This window comes from Aminobacter sp. MET-1, assembly GCF_026521175.1.
Classification (GTDB): domain Bacteria; phylum Pseudomonadota; class Alphaproteobacteria; order Rhizobiales; family Rhizobiaceae; genus Aminobacter.
In genome coordinates this window covers 1-16486 of sequence record NZ_JAMSHL010000039.1, presented here as the reverse complement: position 1 = coordinate 16486, position 16486 = coordinate 1, and the positions used below count along the sequence as shown (strand labels likewise).

15 protein-coding genes are annotated in these 16486 nt (G+C 61.6%); 12 read left to right on the top strand and 3 right to left on the bottom strand.

The window, feature by feature from the left end:
* Positions 1-96 precede the first annotated feature (96 nt).
* From NDO48_RS28430 to NDO48_RS28395, 8 genes are all read left to right on the top strand, one after another.
* Complete coding sequence (locus NDO48_RS28430) at positions 97-1263, top strand: AraC family transcriptional regulator (protein ID WP_323848131.1); 1167 nt, start codon at positions 97-99, stop codon at positions 1261-1263.
* Between the two features lie 119 nt (positions 1264-1382).
* A complete protein-coding gene (locus NDO48_RS28425; RefSeq protein ID WP_018426019.1) occupies positions 1383-2828 on the top strand; it encodes a xylulokinase in 1446 nt (481 codons plus the stop codon).
* 42 nt (positions 2829-2870) lie between these two features.
* Positions 2871-3782 carry a sugar ABC transporter substrate-binding protein gene (locus tag NDO48_RS28420; protein ID WP_040455943.1) on the top strand — a complete coding sequence of 304 codons (912 nt, stop codon included), beginning with the start codon at positions 2871-2873 and terminating at the stop codon, positions 3780-3782.
* Positions 3783-3793: 11 nt separating this feature from the next.
* Complete coding sequence (locus NDO48_RS28415; protein ID WP_018426021.1) at positions 3794-5293, top strand: sugar ABC transporter ATP-binding protein; 1500 nt, start codon at positions 3794-3796, stop codon at positions 5291-5293.
* Positions 5290-6219, top strand: coding sequence for an ABC transporter permease (locus NDO48_RS28410; protein ID WP_267322844.1), 930 nt, complete (start codon positions 5290-5292; stop codon positions 6217-6219). The genes NDO48_RS28415 and NDO48_RS28410 overlap by 4 nt, the downstream gene beginning before the upstream one ends.
* Positions 6216-6914, top strand: a complete 699-nt coding sequence (locus tag NDO48_RS28405) for a GntR family transcriptional regulator (protein WP_018426023.1) — start codon at positions 6216-6218, stop codon at positions 6912-6914. The genes NDO48_RS28410 and NDO48_RS28405 overlap by 4 nt, the downstream gene beginning before the upstream one ends.
* A 251-nt stretch (positions 6915-7165) precedes the next feature.
* Positions 7166-8146, top strand: coding sequence for a dihydrodipicolinate synthase family protein (locus NDO48_RS28400; protein WP_198292838.1), 981 nt, complete (start codon positions 7166-7168; stop codon positions 8144-8146).
* Between the two features lie 116 nt (positions 8147-8262).
* Positions 8263-8934: a TetR/AcrR family transcriptional regulator gene (locus tag NDO48_RS28395; RefSeq protein ID WP_018426025.1), complete on the top strand. Its 672-nt coding sequence runs from the start codon at positions 8263-8265 to the stop codon at positions 8932-8934.
* 603 nt (positions 8935-9537) lie between these two features.
* Here NDO48_RS28395 and NDO48_RS28390 read toward each other — a convergent pair.
* The 3 genes from NDO48_RS28390 to NDO48_RS28380 all read right to left on the bottom strand — a co-directional run bounded on the left by NDO48_RS28390 (position 9538) and on the right by NDO48_RS28380 (position 12826).
* Positions 9538-10788 (bottom strand): O-antigen ligase family protein, encoded by a 1251-nt coding sequence (locus NDO48_RS28390; RefSeq protein ID WP_018426026.1) that lies wholly within the window; start codon positions 10786-10788, stop codon positions 9538-9540.
* Positions 10789-10799: 11 nt separating this feature from the next.
* A complete protein-coding gene (locus tag NDO48_RS28385) occupies positions 10800-12053 on the bottom strand; it encodes a polysaccharide biosynthesis/export family protein (RefSeq protein WP_018426027.1) in 1254 nt (417 codons plus the stop codon).
* A 98-nt stretch (positions 12054-12151) separates the two neighbouring features.
* On the bottom strand, positions 12152-12826 hold the full coding sequence (locus tag NDO48_RS28380; protein ID WP_018426028.1) for a sugar transferase: 675 nt from the start codon (positions 12824-12826) through the stop codon (positions 12152-12154).
* A 432-nt stretch (positions 12827-13258) separates the two neighbouring features.
* On the opposite strand from NDO48_RS28380, the gene NDO48_RS28375 reads away from it, so the two are divergent.
* From NDO48_RS28375 to NDO48_RS28360, 4 genes are all read left to right on the top strand, one after another.
* Positions 13259-13699 (top strand): exopolysaccharide production repressor protein, encoded by a 441-nt coding sequence (locus NDO48_RS28375; RefSeq protein ID WP_081623422.1) that lies wholly within the window; start codon positions 13259-13261, stop codon positions 13697-13699.
* A 289-nt stretch (positions 13700-13988) separates the two neighbouring features.
* Positions 13989-15032: a glycosyltransferase family 2 protein gene (locus NDO48_RS28370; protein WP_267322843.1), complete on the top strand. Its 1044-nt coding sequence runs from the start codon at positions 13989-13991 to the stop codon at positions 15030-15032.
* A gap of 5 nt (positions 15033-15037) precedes the next feature.
* Positions 15038-15439, top strand: a complete 402-nt coding sequence (locus tag NDO48_RS28365; protein WP_267322842.1) for a hypothetical protein — start codon at positions 15038-15040, stop codon at positions 15437-15439.
* Positions 15440-15545: 106 nt separating this feature from the next.
* Positions 15546-16358 carry a family 16 glycosylhydrolase gene (locus NDO48_RS28360; RefSeq protein ID WP_198292839.1) on the top strand — a complete coding sequence of 271 codons (813 nt, stop codon included), beginning with the start codon at positions 15546-15548 and terminating at the stop codon, positions 16356-16358.
* Positions 16359-16486 lie beyond the last annotated feature (128 nt).

Here is a 16486-nt window from a genome sequence, read left to right as displayed (position 1 = left end):
GCGGCCGCCGAAAATGCCGAACATGCCCTGCTCGTCGGGGCCGGTGCGGAAGGAATTGGGCTCTGCCGGCTGGTTCATGGGCGTTTCCTGGTTGGCATGGGACATTGTCACCTTGCCGGAAGGGAACAGGTCAAATCGTTCCAGCGTCATTACTGGGATTATTTAAGTCAGTATTTTCAAATGGTTATATCGAAATGGGCAGACAGGGTCCTGCTGAACCTGTACCGTCGCCTCAGATGGACAACCGGTTCCGCGACGCCTATCCTTCTCGACAGAATGGTGCCCGACCTGATCGATGCTTCAAATCGGCTCGCCAGCGTGCCGGGCCTTCGGTTCGGCAGCGCGCCCGAAGCTGTGGCTGCCTTATCCACCCGCTACCGTCCGCACCGGCTGCTGCTGCCCGACAGCAAGGCCGGTCTCGATTTCCGCCATCACGCGATTGCGTGTGAAAGCGCTTCCCTCAATCTTCTCCGCTACGGTCCGGAGCTCGTCGTCGATGCCGGTTCATTCGACACTTTCTACATGCTGGAATTTCCGCTCAGCGGCGGCGTCGACATCCTGTATGGCGACCGGCGCGTATCCTCGCGCGTGGGCACCGGCCTCATATTGTCGCCGGGGGACTACATTCGCTCGACCTGGCAGGCCGACACCACGCAAGTGATGTTGCGGCTAGAGCGCGGCTTCGTGGAACGGGCTTGGCAGCGCCATACCGGCGAGACCAGAAGGCACACGCCGGTCTTCCAGGCCGAACTCGATCTTCAGACTTCAGCCGGGAGGCGTATTGCGCGCCTGATCGGAATGATGGTTGCCGAACAGATGGAAGGTGGTTCGGCAACGGCGCTCTCGCCGATGCCGCTGGTCAATGCAGTGATCGAGACCTTGTTTGAACATGTCCCTGTAGCTTCTGTCGCCACGGTCGAGGCTGCCGCAGCGGGCCCGGTTCCGGCCTATGTCAGGAATTTTCGCAGGTTGCTGGACACTCCTTCGAACCTGCCGCTGACGGTCGGGGAACTCGCGGCGGGATTGGAAGTCTCAGCGCGCACGCTGACGACCGGTATGCGGCGCTTCACCGGCTACTCTCCACATGGCTATCTGACCATGCGCCGCATGGAACATGCCCGCAGGTTGCTCGATCAGGGCGGCATGACGATCGCGCAGGTCGCCGAGCATGTCGGTTATGCCAATGCAGGGCGGTTTGCCGCATCCTTCCGCGCCTATTGCGGCGTCAGTCCATCGCGCCTGCCCGACTGCGCCAACCTCTGAGCTGGACATTCCAGGAAGAACCTGTCCGTTTCCGGAAACGGAACGGTCCCGGACCGCAAAGGCATGTTGACAAGCAGCCGCGTCAGACCTGCACCTGACACCGGGGATGGAGGTGTAGATTGGGCGACAATACCCTGCTTGTGGTGGATGTAGGCTCGTCGGCGTTGAAGGCTGTGCTGTTCGGCGCGCGCGGCGAGACATTGGCGTCGGCGACTCAATCGATCGCGACGCGCTCCACCTCCGACGGATTGCACGAACAGGATCCCAACGACTGGTGGTCCGCACTGCGTGCAGCCGTCAAGACCTTGGTCTCCAGCGCCCCGGTTTCTGCCATCGCCTTTTCCGGCTCGATGCAGAACCTGATCGCATTACGTGCCGACGGCAGTCCGACAGGCCCCGCGGTGCTTTATTCCGACCGTCGTCTCGACGGAATTGAGGTCGAGCAGTTGGGCGAGCGCCTGCCCCGCGACTATGCGCAGAGAACCGGCAACCGGCTCGATCCGGCCCACACCATCCTCAAGCTGATGGCGCGCCGACGCTTTGCAGCACATGCAGCCAACCAGCCCGTTCACTGGACCTTCGGCGCCAAGGATGCCTTGACGTTTCGGCTGACCGGAGAAGCTGTCATTGATCCAACGACGGCATCGACCACGGGCCTCATGAACATCGCGCAGCGCTGTTGGGATGCCAATCTGCTTGCGGCGGCGGGCGTCGACGAAGCCGCGCTGCCGCGCATCCGGCCTGCCGATGCGACTGTCGGTTATGTGACGTCGACAGCGGCGGCGCAGACCGGTCTTCCGGCCGGCATCCCGGTCTTCAACGGATCTGGCGATGCAGGTGCTGCGACTTGGGGTGCAGCAGCCGATGTTCCGGGTACGGCATATTGTTACCTCGGCACCACCGGCTGGGTCGCAGCCACGCTCGACCACGCCGTCGCATCACCCCCGCGCGACACCTACACGCTGGCGGACGCAGTGCGGCCGGATCGCGTGATCGTCATCTCTCCCTTCCTGACTGCCGGGTCCGCACTGGACTGGCTCGTGAGGACGACAGGGCGACCGATTGAACAATTGCTCGACGACACAGCGCTTGCAGCGCCCGGCGACGCCCTGTTCCTGCCCTATCTTGGCGGCGAGCGAGCGCCGTTCGAAGACAGCAAGGTGCGCGGCGCCTTGCTGGGGCTTAGCCACACAACCAGCCCCGGCGAGTTGGCTCTTGCGGTGATGGAGGGTATTTCCTTTGCCGTGCGGCACAATCTGGAGGCTGCCGGACTGGTGTGTTCAACCTTGCCGGTAATCGGCGGCGCCGCTCGTCATGCCCAGCAGCGGCAGATTCTGGCGGACGCGCTAGGGCGGAGCATTGCCATACCCGGCGACAGCGAGACGATGACCGCGACGGGCGTTCTGAGGATGGTCGCCGATGTCGCCGGCATTACCCTCGATCACGCAACACCGGCAACCGTCATCAATCCGAGACCCGAGCGAGCAGCACGCCACGGCCGACGATACGCCGCCTATCTCGCCGCATCTTCATTCGCTCGGGATCTGTCACAACATCTGAATTGAACCCAAAGCACGTTAGAGCGCTCAATCGACAAGGAGGAAGTCATGAGAATGCTTACGACACTGCTGGCCGCCGGCATCTTTCAGTTCACGGCGTCCGCGCATGCGGAAGACATCGCCGTGCTGACGCCATATCTCAGTTCGGTCGCCACCAACGAAATGATCGAGACCTTCAAGTCCGAATCCGCGGCAAAGGGCTGGACAGTCAACGTCGTCGACACGCGCGGAGACTTCCAGCAATTGGCGAGCCGCGTCGAGGATGTGGCCAATGCCGGGGTGAAAGCCATTGTTCTGGTCAGCGTCGATCCCAACCAGATTGGTGATCAGGTGGCCGCCGCGGCCGACAAGGGTATTCCGGTCATCGCGCTGGACGGTGCGCTGGCAAAGGGTGTGGCAATCAACATCACGACCGACAATTTTGCGCTCGGCACCTTGCTCTCGGACTATCTGTTCAAGGCGATGGGCGACAAGGGCAACATCGTGAAGTTCTTCCACTCGGCGCATCCCGGCGTGCGCCAGCGCGAACTGGCTCTCGACAAGGCACTCGGTGAGCATCCCGGCATCAAGGTGATAGCCGAACATTATGTGCAGGTTCCCGGTCCCATCGACAACGCCCGTCAGGCCATGGAGACCTTCGCGCGTCAGTATGGCGACGAGATCAATGGCGTCTGGGCCGCCTGGGACGAGCCGGCAATCGGCGCCTTGCTCGCCATCCAGAGCGACAAGCCCGATTCCAAGGCTCTGATCGCCGGCATCGACGGCAACCCGCAGGCCATCGACCTGATCAAGCAATGCACCAATCTGGTGGCGACGGTCCGGCAGGATTTCCCCGGCATTGCCAAGACGGCAGTGCAAGAAATCGCTTCGGTGATCGACGGCAAGAAGCCTGAGAAATCCGAAATCTTCGTCAGCGCCAATGTGATCGACCGGGCCAGCCTCGGTGTGACCTGCAACTAGCTGGCGGCTGCATGCTGGAAGTCGAGGGATTGAAAAAGCGGTTCGGCGGGGTCGCGGCGCTCGACGGTGTCTCGATGCGCGCTGCCGCCGGGCGCGTACATGCCCTGCTCGGTGAAAATGGCGCCGGCAAATCGACGCTGCTCAAATGCCTTTCGGGCGTCCATCGGCCGGATTCCGGCCGCATGGCGTTCGCAGGGCAGAGCTTTGCCCCGCCAAACCCAGCGGGATCGGAGGAGATGGGGCTCCGCTTCGTGCACCAGGAACTCAACCTGGTGCCAAGTTTTACCGCCTATGAGAACGCCTTTGTCGGCCGGCGCTATCCGCGTCGCGGAGGCGTGATCGACTGGGCGACGATGCGGACCCGCTTCATGGCTGTGCGGGATCGGCATGGCCTGGATATCGACATCGACGTTCCGGTGGCGCGTCTGTCGGTGGCCAAGCGCCAGATCGTCGAAATCCTGCGTGCCCTGATGGACGAGGCCAGGGTGCTCGTCCTCGACGAGCCGACGGCATCGCTGAGTGAAAAAGAAGCCGCAACCCTGCACGGCATCATCCGACAGCTGGCGAGCCATGGCTGTGTGGTGATCCTTGTATCACACCGCCTCGACGAGGTTTTTGCAATTGCCGACGACTACACCGTTTTGCGCAACGGCCGCTCGGTCGGCTCTGGCCAGGTGTCCGACATCGACCGCGCCGGCGTCGTCTCCTTGATGGCCGGCGGCGAATTTGACCAGGAGCGGGTTGGTGTGCCGGGCCCTGTCGGGGCGCCCCTGCTGCAGCTGTCCGGCTTCAGTCCGTCGCCAGTGCGCGACGGGCTCGATCTGACCATCCGCGCAGGCGAGATCGTCGGTCTTTACGGCGTGGTCGGCAGTGGCCGTTCCAGCTTGCTGAAGTCGATCTGGGGCGCAAATCCGCTGGCGCGCGGCGAGCTGACGCTCGATGGTAAGCAGCTATCTCCGATCGGCATCTCCAGTCGCATCAGGGAGGGTGTTGCTTATGTCCCGGAAGACCGGCGCGGCAGCGGGCTGGTCATGCAGCACTCCATTCTGGACAATGTGCTTCTGCCCCGCCTGCCGCTTTATCGCGCGATGCGCCGGCTGCCCGTTGTCTCCTGGCAACTGGCGCGCCGTGCTGTGCGACAGCTCCTGGGAGAGCGCAGCGTCAAATACGGCCGGCTTGGTGATCGCATCTCGACCCTCTCCGGCGGCAATCAGCAGAAGGTCATGATCGGGCGTTGGGTCGGGCCATCCTGCCGCCTCTTTCTGCTCGACGAGCCCACGCGTGGCGTCGACGTGCGATCCAAAGCCGAAATTCATGCGTTATGCCGTCGGCTCGCGGCCGAGGGAACGGCAGTGATGTTCGTCACCAGCGATATGGAAGAACTCGTCATGCTGTCCCACCGGGTCCTGGTGATGGCGCATGGCCGCATCACCCTTGACGCGGCCAATCGAGATCTGACCCGCCAGGATATCGTCCATGCCGCTTTCGAAACGACAAAGGAACTGACATGAGCCTGGTTTCGCGCTTCGGCACGCTTCTGGGGCTTGCCGCGATTGTCGCCGTATTCTCGGTGCTGTCGCCGCATGGCTTCGCGCAGGGCTCGAACCTGATCAACATCACCCAGCAGATGTCCTTGCTGGCAATTGTCGCCCTGGGCGCTGCATTCGTGATGTCGCTGTCGGAATTCGACCTGTCGATCGGCGCGGTCGTGTCCATGGCTGGTATCGTTTCCGTCAGCCTGTTCGGATTGGGTTGGGGCATCATTCCCACCGTCATCGCCACGCTCGCCGCCGGCTTCGCCGTGGGCTGCGTAAGTGGGTTCTTCGTAGCGACCTGGCGCGTGCCAAGCTTCATCATGACGTTGGCCATGGGCACGATCGTCGGCGGCTTTACATTCTGGGCGAGCGGCGGCGCCACACTGTTCAGCAACATCCCCGTTGCCTTTCGCGACATCGGTCGCGGCTATCTCGGCGGCATCCCGGTTCTGACTCTTTGGGCGGTGGCCGGTACGCTGTTTGTCGCGTTCGTCCTCGACTGGACCGAGCTCGGACGGCGCATCCTTGCCATAGGCGGCAACCGCGAGGCTGCACGCCTCGCAGGTGTCGGTGTGGTCCCGGCGACAGTCTGGGCTTTTGGACTTTGCACGCTCATGGCGGCATTGGCCGGCCTGCTGTTGACGGCCAGGCTTGGCAGCGCCCATCCGACTGGCGGAAACGGTTTTCTGCTGCAGGCCTACGCAGCGGTCTATCTCGGCATGACTGCCTTTCGTGACGGGCAGCCAAACGCCGCGGGGACGCTGCTGGGCGCGGCGATCATCGCGGTTGTCGCCAACGGCCTGACCATTCTCGGTGTCCCCAACTACCTTCAGGACATCTTCACAGGCCTCATCATCATTGCGTCGGTGATGGTCCGCAATTTTGGGCGGACAGCGGATTGAGCGTCACGCATTTCGCCTATGATCGCGTCGCGCAGTCGCTGGCAATCGAGCTGACGAACAGCCTGTGGCGCGCCGGCGATGAGCTGCCATCGGAAGCGGACCTCGCAGCCCATTTCAATGTCGCCCGCCGCACGGTCCGCAAGGCGCTGGCGATCGTCGAGAAAGATGGTCTGATCACGAAAGGCAAGGGGCGGCGCACACGCTTTCGCGGCAAGACCATCGACTGGTCTCACGACATGGTGACGGGCCTGCCGGCGGCGGCGCGACGCGCGGGCCTCAGATTATCGACACGGGTGCTGAAGATCGGTGAGGTTCCGGCCGGGCTCAGCGAGGCGCGTGCCCTCGGTCTGCCTCTCGGTACCCCAGTCACCGAACTCTGGCGGCTGAGGCTGCTCGACGGCAAGGCGATGGTCCAGCAACGATCGGTGCTTCCGGTCGACATCCTGGCGTCGATCGTTCCTGCCGACCTCGTTCGCCATTCGCTCTACGATCTGGTTCGTCGCGACAGTGATGTCGGCCAGCTTCTCGTTACCGAAGAGCATTTTTCGCCGTCGCAGGTGACGGCAAGCGAGGCCTGCTTCGCCCTCGTCGAGGAGAGCCGGCCGGTGATGCGTGTGACGCGCATCGTCGCAGGTGCGAAGGGGCCGGTCGAATATTCCAACTCGGTTCTGCTTGGACCGCTCTTTCGCTTCTAGAGCGGTCCTGCTTCTCTTCGAAACGCAGTACCTGCCTATCTCTTTATTTTCGTGCAATTCCGGGTAGCAGACTGCTCCGGGCCTTTCTGGAATTGCAGAAACTGTGCCGGGTGCACAAGGCAAGCGACCACGTCGCTCATCGGGGCAACTCACCGTCGTTCAGCTTCATGAAAAGAGAGCGTCGCGATCGCACCTTGGGTCGACGATCGCCAATACACGCCATTGACAGCGCGCTCATAAGAATCAAACATATGTTTGAAACATACAATTCAAATATACGTTGCATCTGTTGGCGTTTGTCTGGAGGTCTCATGCATATCAAACCGAATGGGTCGTTCGTGGCACTGGTCACGCCGATGAACTCCGATGGTTCCATTGATCTGGCTGGTTTTCGCGGCCTGCTTGAGTTTCATCGACAGAACCATACCAAGGCGATCCTGATCATGGGATCGACCGGTGAGGTTTCGCTGCTGACGCCGGAAGAGCGGCGCATGATCATCACCGAAACGGCCAAGATGCCGCGCGGCGACATGCTCCTATATTTCGGCTGCACGGGCACCAACACCCAGGCAACGATCGACCTGGTGCGTTATGCCAAGAACGAAGGCGGCGACGGCGCCATCGTTGCAGCTCCTTCCTATATCTGCGCGGACAACGACTCCATCGTCGAGTATGTTCTGGAAGTTTGCGATGCGGTTGACTTCCCAATCGGCTTCTACAACAATCCCCCACGCGTAAAGACCGATTTGCACTGGACCGACATCCAGCGCATCGCAGCCCATCCGAACATGGTCGTGCTTAAGGAATCGACGACGCGCGTTGGCCAGGTGGCGCAGGTCTGCCGGGCCGAACTCGATCTTTCCGTCATGTGCTGCTGCTCGCCGAATCTTGGGCTGGTGGTCCCGACGATGGCGCTTGGCGGCCATGGCACCGCAAACATGACAGGCAACATCATCCCGCGCGAGATGGCGGTGATCTCCAAGCCGTGGGCGTCAGGCGAAGACGCATTTGCCTGTCGCTCGGCCTGGCTGCGCAACTTGCCGATGCTGCACTTTGCCTATGCGGCCGTTAATCCCGTTTCGATGAAGTCGCTCATGGCGGCGGTCGGCTTGCCGGCGGGGCCACTGCGTAAGCCACTTCGGGCCGCTGATCCCAAATTGCTTGAAGACGGCATCCGTATCGCCCGTGAGCTCCGTCTGGACGAGGTCTACGGCTACCGCCTGCCGCGCTGAATGGCAGACAAGGTTGCCGTGCCCCATCTCGGGCGCGATGTGTGTCGGCGCACATATCCTCAGATTTGATGCGGCACGCACGAGCGCCTGCGCCGCCTTTCGGCTATGAGGGTCATATGGAGGCGACTGACAACAGCATCGGCCAGCAGGATGATCGCGACACTCGTGGTGCGTTGTTGCGCGCGGCCACCTTCGTGTTCGCCGACCGCGGCTTCGACGCCGCGACATTGAGGGAAGTTACCCGGGCGGCCGGAGCAAACATTGCCGCGGTCAACTACCACTTCCGCTCCAAGGACGAACTTCTGCGCCTGACGCTAGAACAATGCCTGGGCCCGTTGAACGCGGCGCGCCTGGAGGCGATGAAGTCGTGCGAGCAAGCCCGGCAGCCAACCCTGCGCATGGTGCTGCACGCGATCGTGGCGCCGCTCGTTGAACTCAGCCTTGATGAGCGCGGTGGGCGCGCGGCAATCCGGCTGATGTTGCAAACCAAGGCGTTGCCTCGAGATCTGACCAATGAGATCTTTGCCGAGCAGTTCGACGAACTCCATCGCCTGTCCCGACATATGCTGCAGCGGGTGGCACCCCATCTCAGCGAAAGCCAAATCGCGCTACGCTACGAATATATCCGCGGTGCCATTCTGCACGTCCTAGCTGACCTCGATCCAAATGCCCGCCGCATGCCCGGCCTCGAGGATATCCAGGATCATGTCAGCAACAGCGAGCTGATAGACGACATCATCAGCTTCTGCGACACTGGCTTTCAGGTGGCTGACTCACGTAGCTGTTGATCATCGGCCGCCGGACAAGCGCCGACGGCGCTCACGGGAGAGGTGTTGGCAGCTTGCTTCTAGGTGTCGCCGCACTGCCCGAGCCGACCAAGCGGAGCAAGGTCGTGGACGGCTTGCGCAGCGCCCATGCACTGTTGTGTGCGGACGCAGGCCATCCTCAAGAACGGGCTGCCGGGGCTCGTGCGATTGGGGGCTGGCAGATCATTCTTGAGGCACCGTTGTCGGGCGCCGAGCTTCGCGGCTCTCGAAGAAGCGAAGCAAAATCAGCTGGTTATGGAGTCGGAAGATAGCTGGCGGTGCGGGCAGTCTTGAGCGAACTCGTCCGTAGGTTGGCGTCGCTGTTTTCGCGGGGAAACAGGGGGCCCGCATAAACTGCGAATACTCATTTCACCGTCCGCCGAATTGGCCACGAAATTGAGAAGCTTGGGAAATAAATCCCTGAAGCATTAACGGGGACCGTGAGCGCGCCCCCACCTCGGAGTGTGCAGTGTTTTGATTATCGGATATCTGACGTCAGGCAAGACAAGCCCATCGACCGGCCGCGCGCGAGTCCGGTCGATGGGCGCTGTTCAGCATAGAGGGATGCCAACGGACCGGCTTGACTCAGGCCGTCCTAGCGAATGCCGGGCGGGTAATACTGGATTGAGCCGCATTTTCCTGGGCACGTGCCCAGCAAAAATAGAGCAGGAACGAGCCAACCGCATAGGGCTGCAGCATGTCGACCTCGAAGAAAGAGCGGATGGCGAGCAGCGCGAGAATGCCGCTGAAGAGCAGCGGTTCTGTCCAGACGCGGCTGCCGAGGAGGCCGCGAATGCAAAGGCCGAGAGCCGCGATCAGCGGCAGGGCGATGGCCGCCGTCCCAACATAACCGAGTTCGACAAATGCCTCGATGTAGGTGTTGTGGAAATGGAAGCCGGAGCGCGAGTCAATGTAGAACTCCTTCCACAGCCGCTCTGCCTCTGAAAAGCCCTGGACCCAATAGGCCTGGTAACCGACGCCAAGCCAAGGCTGGGTGGCGGCTGCGTCAAAACCTTGCTGCCACAGATAGGTGCGTCCGGTAAGCGTCGAATCCTTGCCGAAAGCGCCGAGCACCATGTCGACGGCGCCGAGGTTGAGAGCGGCCAGAACGGCCACGATGCCGACAGCAGCGGTGGCGGCGAAGAACACCCGGCGTTGCGCTGGCGAGAATGCCTGCAAGGTTGCGCCGACCAGGATAAGCGTGAGGGCCGCCGGCGTCGCCAGCATCGAGGTTGCCGATTTCGACATCGCCAGGAGCGCTGCCGAGAGCACTGCCACGGCCAGTGCCAAAAGGCGCGACAGGCGACCGGTGCCGAGGAACAGGACAAAATAGCAGCCGAACAGGATGCCGAGCGAGGCATAGAAGGCGAGCTGATTTTTCGAGGCGAAGGCGCCGACGAAGGAATAGGTGCCGTCGAGCGCATCATAGACTGAACCGCCGACGGCAATCGAGTAGGCGAGGATAGCGGCGATGCCTGACAGTGCGCCGACGGTGAGCGTCCTGGCGTCGATGACGCGGGCGGCAATGACGGCGCAGACGACATGCGACAGGTACTGGAGCCCGGCCCGCGCAGTGATGTCGGGTGCGTCGGACCAGAACCAGGACAGGCATGCGATCAGCGCGAAGGCAAGCAGTTGCGGCGAATGGACAAGGCGGCCGAGCGTGAAACGGTAGTCGACCAAGATCAGCGGCATCCACAGTGCGTAGTAGGCCAGTACCGAAACCTGTCCGATGCGGAATGAATAGGCGAAGACGAACAGCGACACGGCGACCGCGAAGCCGCCGTAGAGCCTGTTGTGGTCTGGTGCGACCAGCAGTGCCTTCCTGATCTTCATGCCGGCTGTGGCTATCTCACCGGAACAGCGCCGGAGCGCTCGACCTTCAGTACGTCGCCTGGCAGCACCGGGGTGTCTTCCTCGGCTGTGATCTGACTGCTCTTGCCACTGCCCTTGCGCACCAGGACGTAGGACAGTGCGGATTCCGAGCCTGTCGTGGGAGCAACGCCGCCGGCCTCCGATATCAGACCCTTCTGGGTGTTGAGCTTGAGGGTCACGGCGTTGAGTTCGGCGACCGCCTTCTGCCGTTCAGTTGCGAGTTCGGACTCATTGTCATTCTTCAGGTCGATCGCATCCTGCTCGGCTTTGCTGATGTCTTGCTTGGCACGCAGCATCGCCGTTTCAAGGTCGAGGATCTTGCCTTCCATCTCTGCGATGGAACGTTCGGTCGACAGCACGCGGGTGTTCACCACCAGTCCCTTCTGGGCGAGCGAATCGATGCCACCAAGTTCCTTCTTGGCGAGCTCCACCTGTCGGCTCTGCGTTTCAGACTTCCGGGCAAGGGCTTCGATCTCGCGCGTGAGCAGGCCTTTGAGGTCGTCAAGCGCCTTTAGCCGCAGCGCGATCTTCTTCTGGCGCGAAGCCATGATTGCCGTCTCTTCCGAGATCATGTCCGGGACGAGTGGGTTCGAGGCGATTGCCTCCGGTGCCATGACCTCGGACTTGCCGGCAAGTTCGGCATCGATACGCGCCCTGGCCACCATCAGCCGCAGTTGCTGGTCGGTCAGCACGGCATGGCTGCCCGCAGCATTGATAAGATTGCGCTCGGTGCCAGCGCCATCGCTACCGCGCCGCATGCCGCCGGCCATGCTGATCGCCTTGAGCACCGTGAGGTCGGGCACATAGGCGTATTGTCCTGGGGCCTGGATGTCACCGGAGACGTAGAAAGGCCGGTACTGCGCGATCTCGACCGAAGCTTCCGGCCGGTCCGACAGCCCGAACTTGTCTTGCAGGGACTTGCCGATCGAGGCGGCAATCTCGGCGGTTGTCTTGCCCGCAGCGTCTGTCTCGCCGACGAAGGGCAGGGACAGCCTGCCCGACGGGCCGACGGTGTAGTCGCCGCTGACAGGTGACCAGTCGCGGAAGGTGCCTTCGACGGTTTGCCACTCGACGACACGGATCGTCAGCTTGTCGAGTGTGCCCAGGCGGTACTCGTCGGCGAAGGCAGAGCTGTCAGTCGTGAACAGGATGATGCCTGCGATGACAGTCGCAATCAGGCTGCGAGCCACGGGCGGGTGATGGCGTGTTGCGGAGAAAATGATCAAGGGACGGTGGCTCCTGTCGATGCCTTGCGCGCCCGATGGCTGCAAGGACAGAAATGCTGCGCCGCCCCACCTTGGGCGCAGCTTCTTGCGCGGTCGGCTCAGTAGCTGCCGCGCGACATGCAGACGGCCGGAACCGTCTTGAGGATGATGCGGACGTCCTGGACGAACGACCAGTTCTCGACATAGTGGCGGTCGAAGGCGACGCGACTGTCGTAGGAGACATCGTTGCGGCCGCTGATTTGCCACAGGCCGGTGAGACCTGGACGCGAGCGGAAGTAGAACACTACGGCCTTGCCGTAATAGTCGAGCTCGTCGCGCACGACGGGGCGTGGGCCGACGATGCTCATGTCGCCAAGAAGGATGTTGACGATCTGCGGCAGCTCGTCGAGGCTGAGCTTGCGCAACACAGCGCCGACGCGGGTGACGCGGGGGTCGTTCTTGAGCTTGCGCGTCGCATCCCATTCGGCCTTGGCCTCCGGGTCGTCACGCAAATGCTGCGCCAGCACTGCTTCGCCATCACGCACCATGGTGCGGAACTTCAGGCAGTGGAAAATGCGCCCGCCGCGGCCGATGCGACGATGGCCGTAGAGGACCGAGCCACCGTCAGAAAACTTCACCAGCATGGCCAAGAGCAGAAACAGCGGGCTCAATGCCACGAGCCCTGCGCCGGCGCCGAGGATGTCAAAGCCGCGCTTGAGCGCCCCGCCGACCGGCGGGCAATCGGCATTCGCATGCGCGAATTCCAGGCTGTTCGACTTGGCGATATCCCGCATCCTGCAGCTCCGGTTGGTCGGTCGGTCGATTTGCTGGCGCGACGATACTGATGGCATGTTGCGCTGCAAAACACGATTTTTTGGCGCGTGAAATATTTCTGCAACGAGCTGCCGTTGTCCTCAGCGGTTTCTGCATGAAAAGTGGTCAATATGACAGTTTCGTGGTCAACCTATCAAACTTTAAGTGGATTCTCATATCGTGATTTGGATCGACCGACTGATGTTTTCAGTAGATATTATAGCGTTGTCGCAACGAGTTTTGAACATTGCGGATTATGCTCAAAAACATGATTGATGATATTTTTATGAGCTCCCGTTGTTTCGTGATCGAGATGGTTGGGCTTCAAGTGAAACCCGGCTATTTTGAGATGCAAGGCAGCATAGCCGGGTTCGGTTGTCTCAGCGGCAGAGTCGGGGCAACACTCGTTTGACTTGCTGCCAGGTGACGCGGCCAATATAATCGAGCGGCATTTCTCGCGGGCCTTGATCGAGGTTATGAGCGCAGTAAAGCAATGGCAGGCCACCGGCTCGGTCGGAAGCTTGCAAGGGCTCGGGCATGGCAAGCAACATCGTCACAAAGACTCCGCCGATGCCGCCTGCGGGTGGGGAAGGGCAATGACTTTACCCAAATTCGTGCTTGGGCTGGCAATCGTTATTGCCGTCGTCACCCTGTGGTCGGTTCTGGATTCTGCCAGCTGGGGCACGGTCTTGCTTCGCGCTGTGCTCTGCGCGGTAATTTTACAGGTCGGATACTTCGTCGTTGTCCTCCTGATGGTGGCGCGAGAGCCCAAGCCTCAGGCGGCGCCTGAAAGGAAGCCGGCGGAGCCGGCTGTGACCATCGATGAGATGAAGCCCAAAGGTGGGGCGCACTGAAGCCTGCGATTCGTCGTCTTTCTTCACTTTACGTGGGTGCGGTCGAGACTTCTTGCGCCGTTGGACAGCTGATGACCCCTCGGGCGAAAGCTGTGGCCCAAGCTTCGCAAAGCCTATTTATGTGATCGCCTTTGGACTGCTGGCGAGCAGGCGAGGCTATGCTTTGCGTCCGGTCGGGAATGAGGCTGCGGGCGGCAGATGACCTGTCGTAACAAAAGTTTGGGTTCACTTGTTCGCACCTGCAATATAGCTCTTTCCGTCGGCGGGCACTGACGGAAAGGCAACCGACTTGAGCGGAACCGACGTCTGCGTCATCATCGCTGCGCACAACGCAGCGGACACGATCGGCACCGCAATCGCTTCGGCGTTGCGGGAACCTGAAGTTGTCGAGGTTATCGTCGTCGACGATGCATCCACGGATGCAACGGAAGCCGTGGCACACGCTTCGGAAGACGGCAGCGGCCGGCTCATGGTGCTGCGGCTCGACGTCAACAGAGGCCCATCCTTCGCGCGCAACATGGCGATCCGCCATTCCACATCGCCGCTGATCGCTATTCTCGATGCCGATGATTTCTTCCTGCCAGGGCGTTTCGGCCCGCTGGTCTTAGCCAGCGACTGGGACATCGTCGCCGACAATCTTGTCTTCGTTCGCGATCCTCGAGCGCTCGGCAGCAAGTTGCCCAGCTTCGCTGCCGAGCCAGCATCGCTGGACTTAGCGAGCTTCGTAGAGGGCAACATCTCCCGTCGCGGCGCACAACGCGGCGAACTCGGCTTCCTCAAGCCGATCATCCGGCGTGATTTTCTCGACGAGCATGGGCTCGCCTATGACGAGAACCTCAGGCTCGGTGAGGATTATGCGCTCTACGCCTGGGCGTTGCTCCTCGGCGCCCGCTTCAGGCTGGTGCGTACTTGCGGCTATGCGGCGGTGGTGCGGCCGAATTCGCTGAGCGGTCGGCATAGCACCGACGATTTGTGGCGGCTTGCCGACGTTGACCAGACGCTACTCACGCTGCCTGGATTGTCCGGCGATGCAAGGAAAGCGCTGCAGCGGCATGAGCGCCATATGCGCGACAAGTATCGCTTGCGACGTTTCCTCGACCTCAAGGCCGAGGTGGGGCTGGTTGATGCCGCGACCTTTGCCTTTGGGTCTCAGGGCCATTTCCGTGCTGTCTTCTCGGGCGTTGCACGGGACAAGTTCGAACCATTGCTGCGGTTGAGCGTTGGTCGGGGGGGCGAGCCGCAAGTTCGCTATCTCTTGCCCGGCACAATGCTTGCTGCATCGACAGATCATGCGGCTGATCTCGGTTGGCCTCCAAACTCGAAATCGGAGTAGGCGCCATGGCTTCCATCTTCGCCTTTCGCACCCGCAGTCCCGACCGCGACCGCCTAAATGACGGCGTGCGCTTCGAACAATTGACCCGCGCGCTCGACCAGTTGGCGGCCGAGATTGAGGCAGAGCGAACCGGCATCAGGAACCGTTACGAGGCTGTGTCTGCCAATGCCGCCTTCCTGGTCGAGGCGGTGAGCAACGATGCGGTGTCAACCAGCCATGCGGCGGAGATGGACCAACTGACCGAAGCGATCAAAAGCTGCCTGCGCCGTATCGAGGCTTTGGGGCGGCAGAAGGAATTCGTCGCCGACCTCAAGAACCGGGTCGACGACTTTGCCGTCGAGGACCGGCAGGTCGACACACATGCGGGGGCTCTGCCGCTGTGCGGGGAGGCGTCGACGGGCACTTAGCCCATTCAGGAAGGAAATCGGGAGGGAAACTTGCCTGTCGGCGACACCCGACGGGTGGAACTTGATGCGGGCTTCCATCAGGAAGCGCGCCGAAACGAGGACGATCATGAACACCAATGTTGCAATCGCGCCCTTCGCTTCTCCGCTTCCTGCCAAGCTGATCGCGGCCCTCGTTGGGCTGTGCGCCTCGGCAGGTGCTGCCGCTGCCCAAGACCCCCAAGGCAAGTCGTTCGTCGACAACTTCGACACCCTCGATCGTTCGCGCTGGCTGGTGTCGGACGGCTGGGACAACGGCAAGCACCAGAACTGCACCTGGGCAAAAGACCAGGTGCAGGTAACGGACGGGGTCGCGACATTGTCATTTGAGCCTAAGCCCTACAAGGCGCGCGACTATTCCTGCGGCGAGATCCAGACCAAGTCGCGGTTCGGCTATGGCGTCTATGAGGCCCGCATCAAGAGCAGCGGCGTGGCGCCGGGTCTGAACGCCGCCTTCTTCAGCTATATCGGCCCCGTGCACAAGCAACCGCATGACGAGATCGATTTCGAAATCCTGACCAAGGATCCGACCAAGGTCCAGCTCAACGCCTACATCGATGGCAAGGCGGGCAACGAGAAACTAGTCGACGTGCCCGGCGGCGCTGACCGCGACTTCAACGACTATGCCTTCGTCTGGGAGAAGGAGAGGCTGCAGTGGTACGTGAACGGCAAGCTGGTGCACGAGCTGACAAGCCCATCCCAGCTGCCGAGCCACCCGCAGAAGATCTTTTTCAGCCTGTGGGGCAGCGGTACGCTCGACGAGTGGATGGGGCAGTTCGTCGACCCCGGCAAAGCCGTCACGATGGAAGTGGACCGCGTCGCCTACACAGCGCCCGGCGATGCCTGCCAGTTCGAAGGCTCGGTTGCCTGCAAGCTGCAGTGACCGCTCCTGTTCTTGTCTCTTCATTCGCATTTCGAACTGGAATCTTTCCTGATGAATCTGACTGTTTTCGGCATTGGCTATGTTGGTTTGGTACAGGCGGCGGTGCTGGCCGAGGTCGGGCATGACGT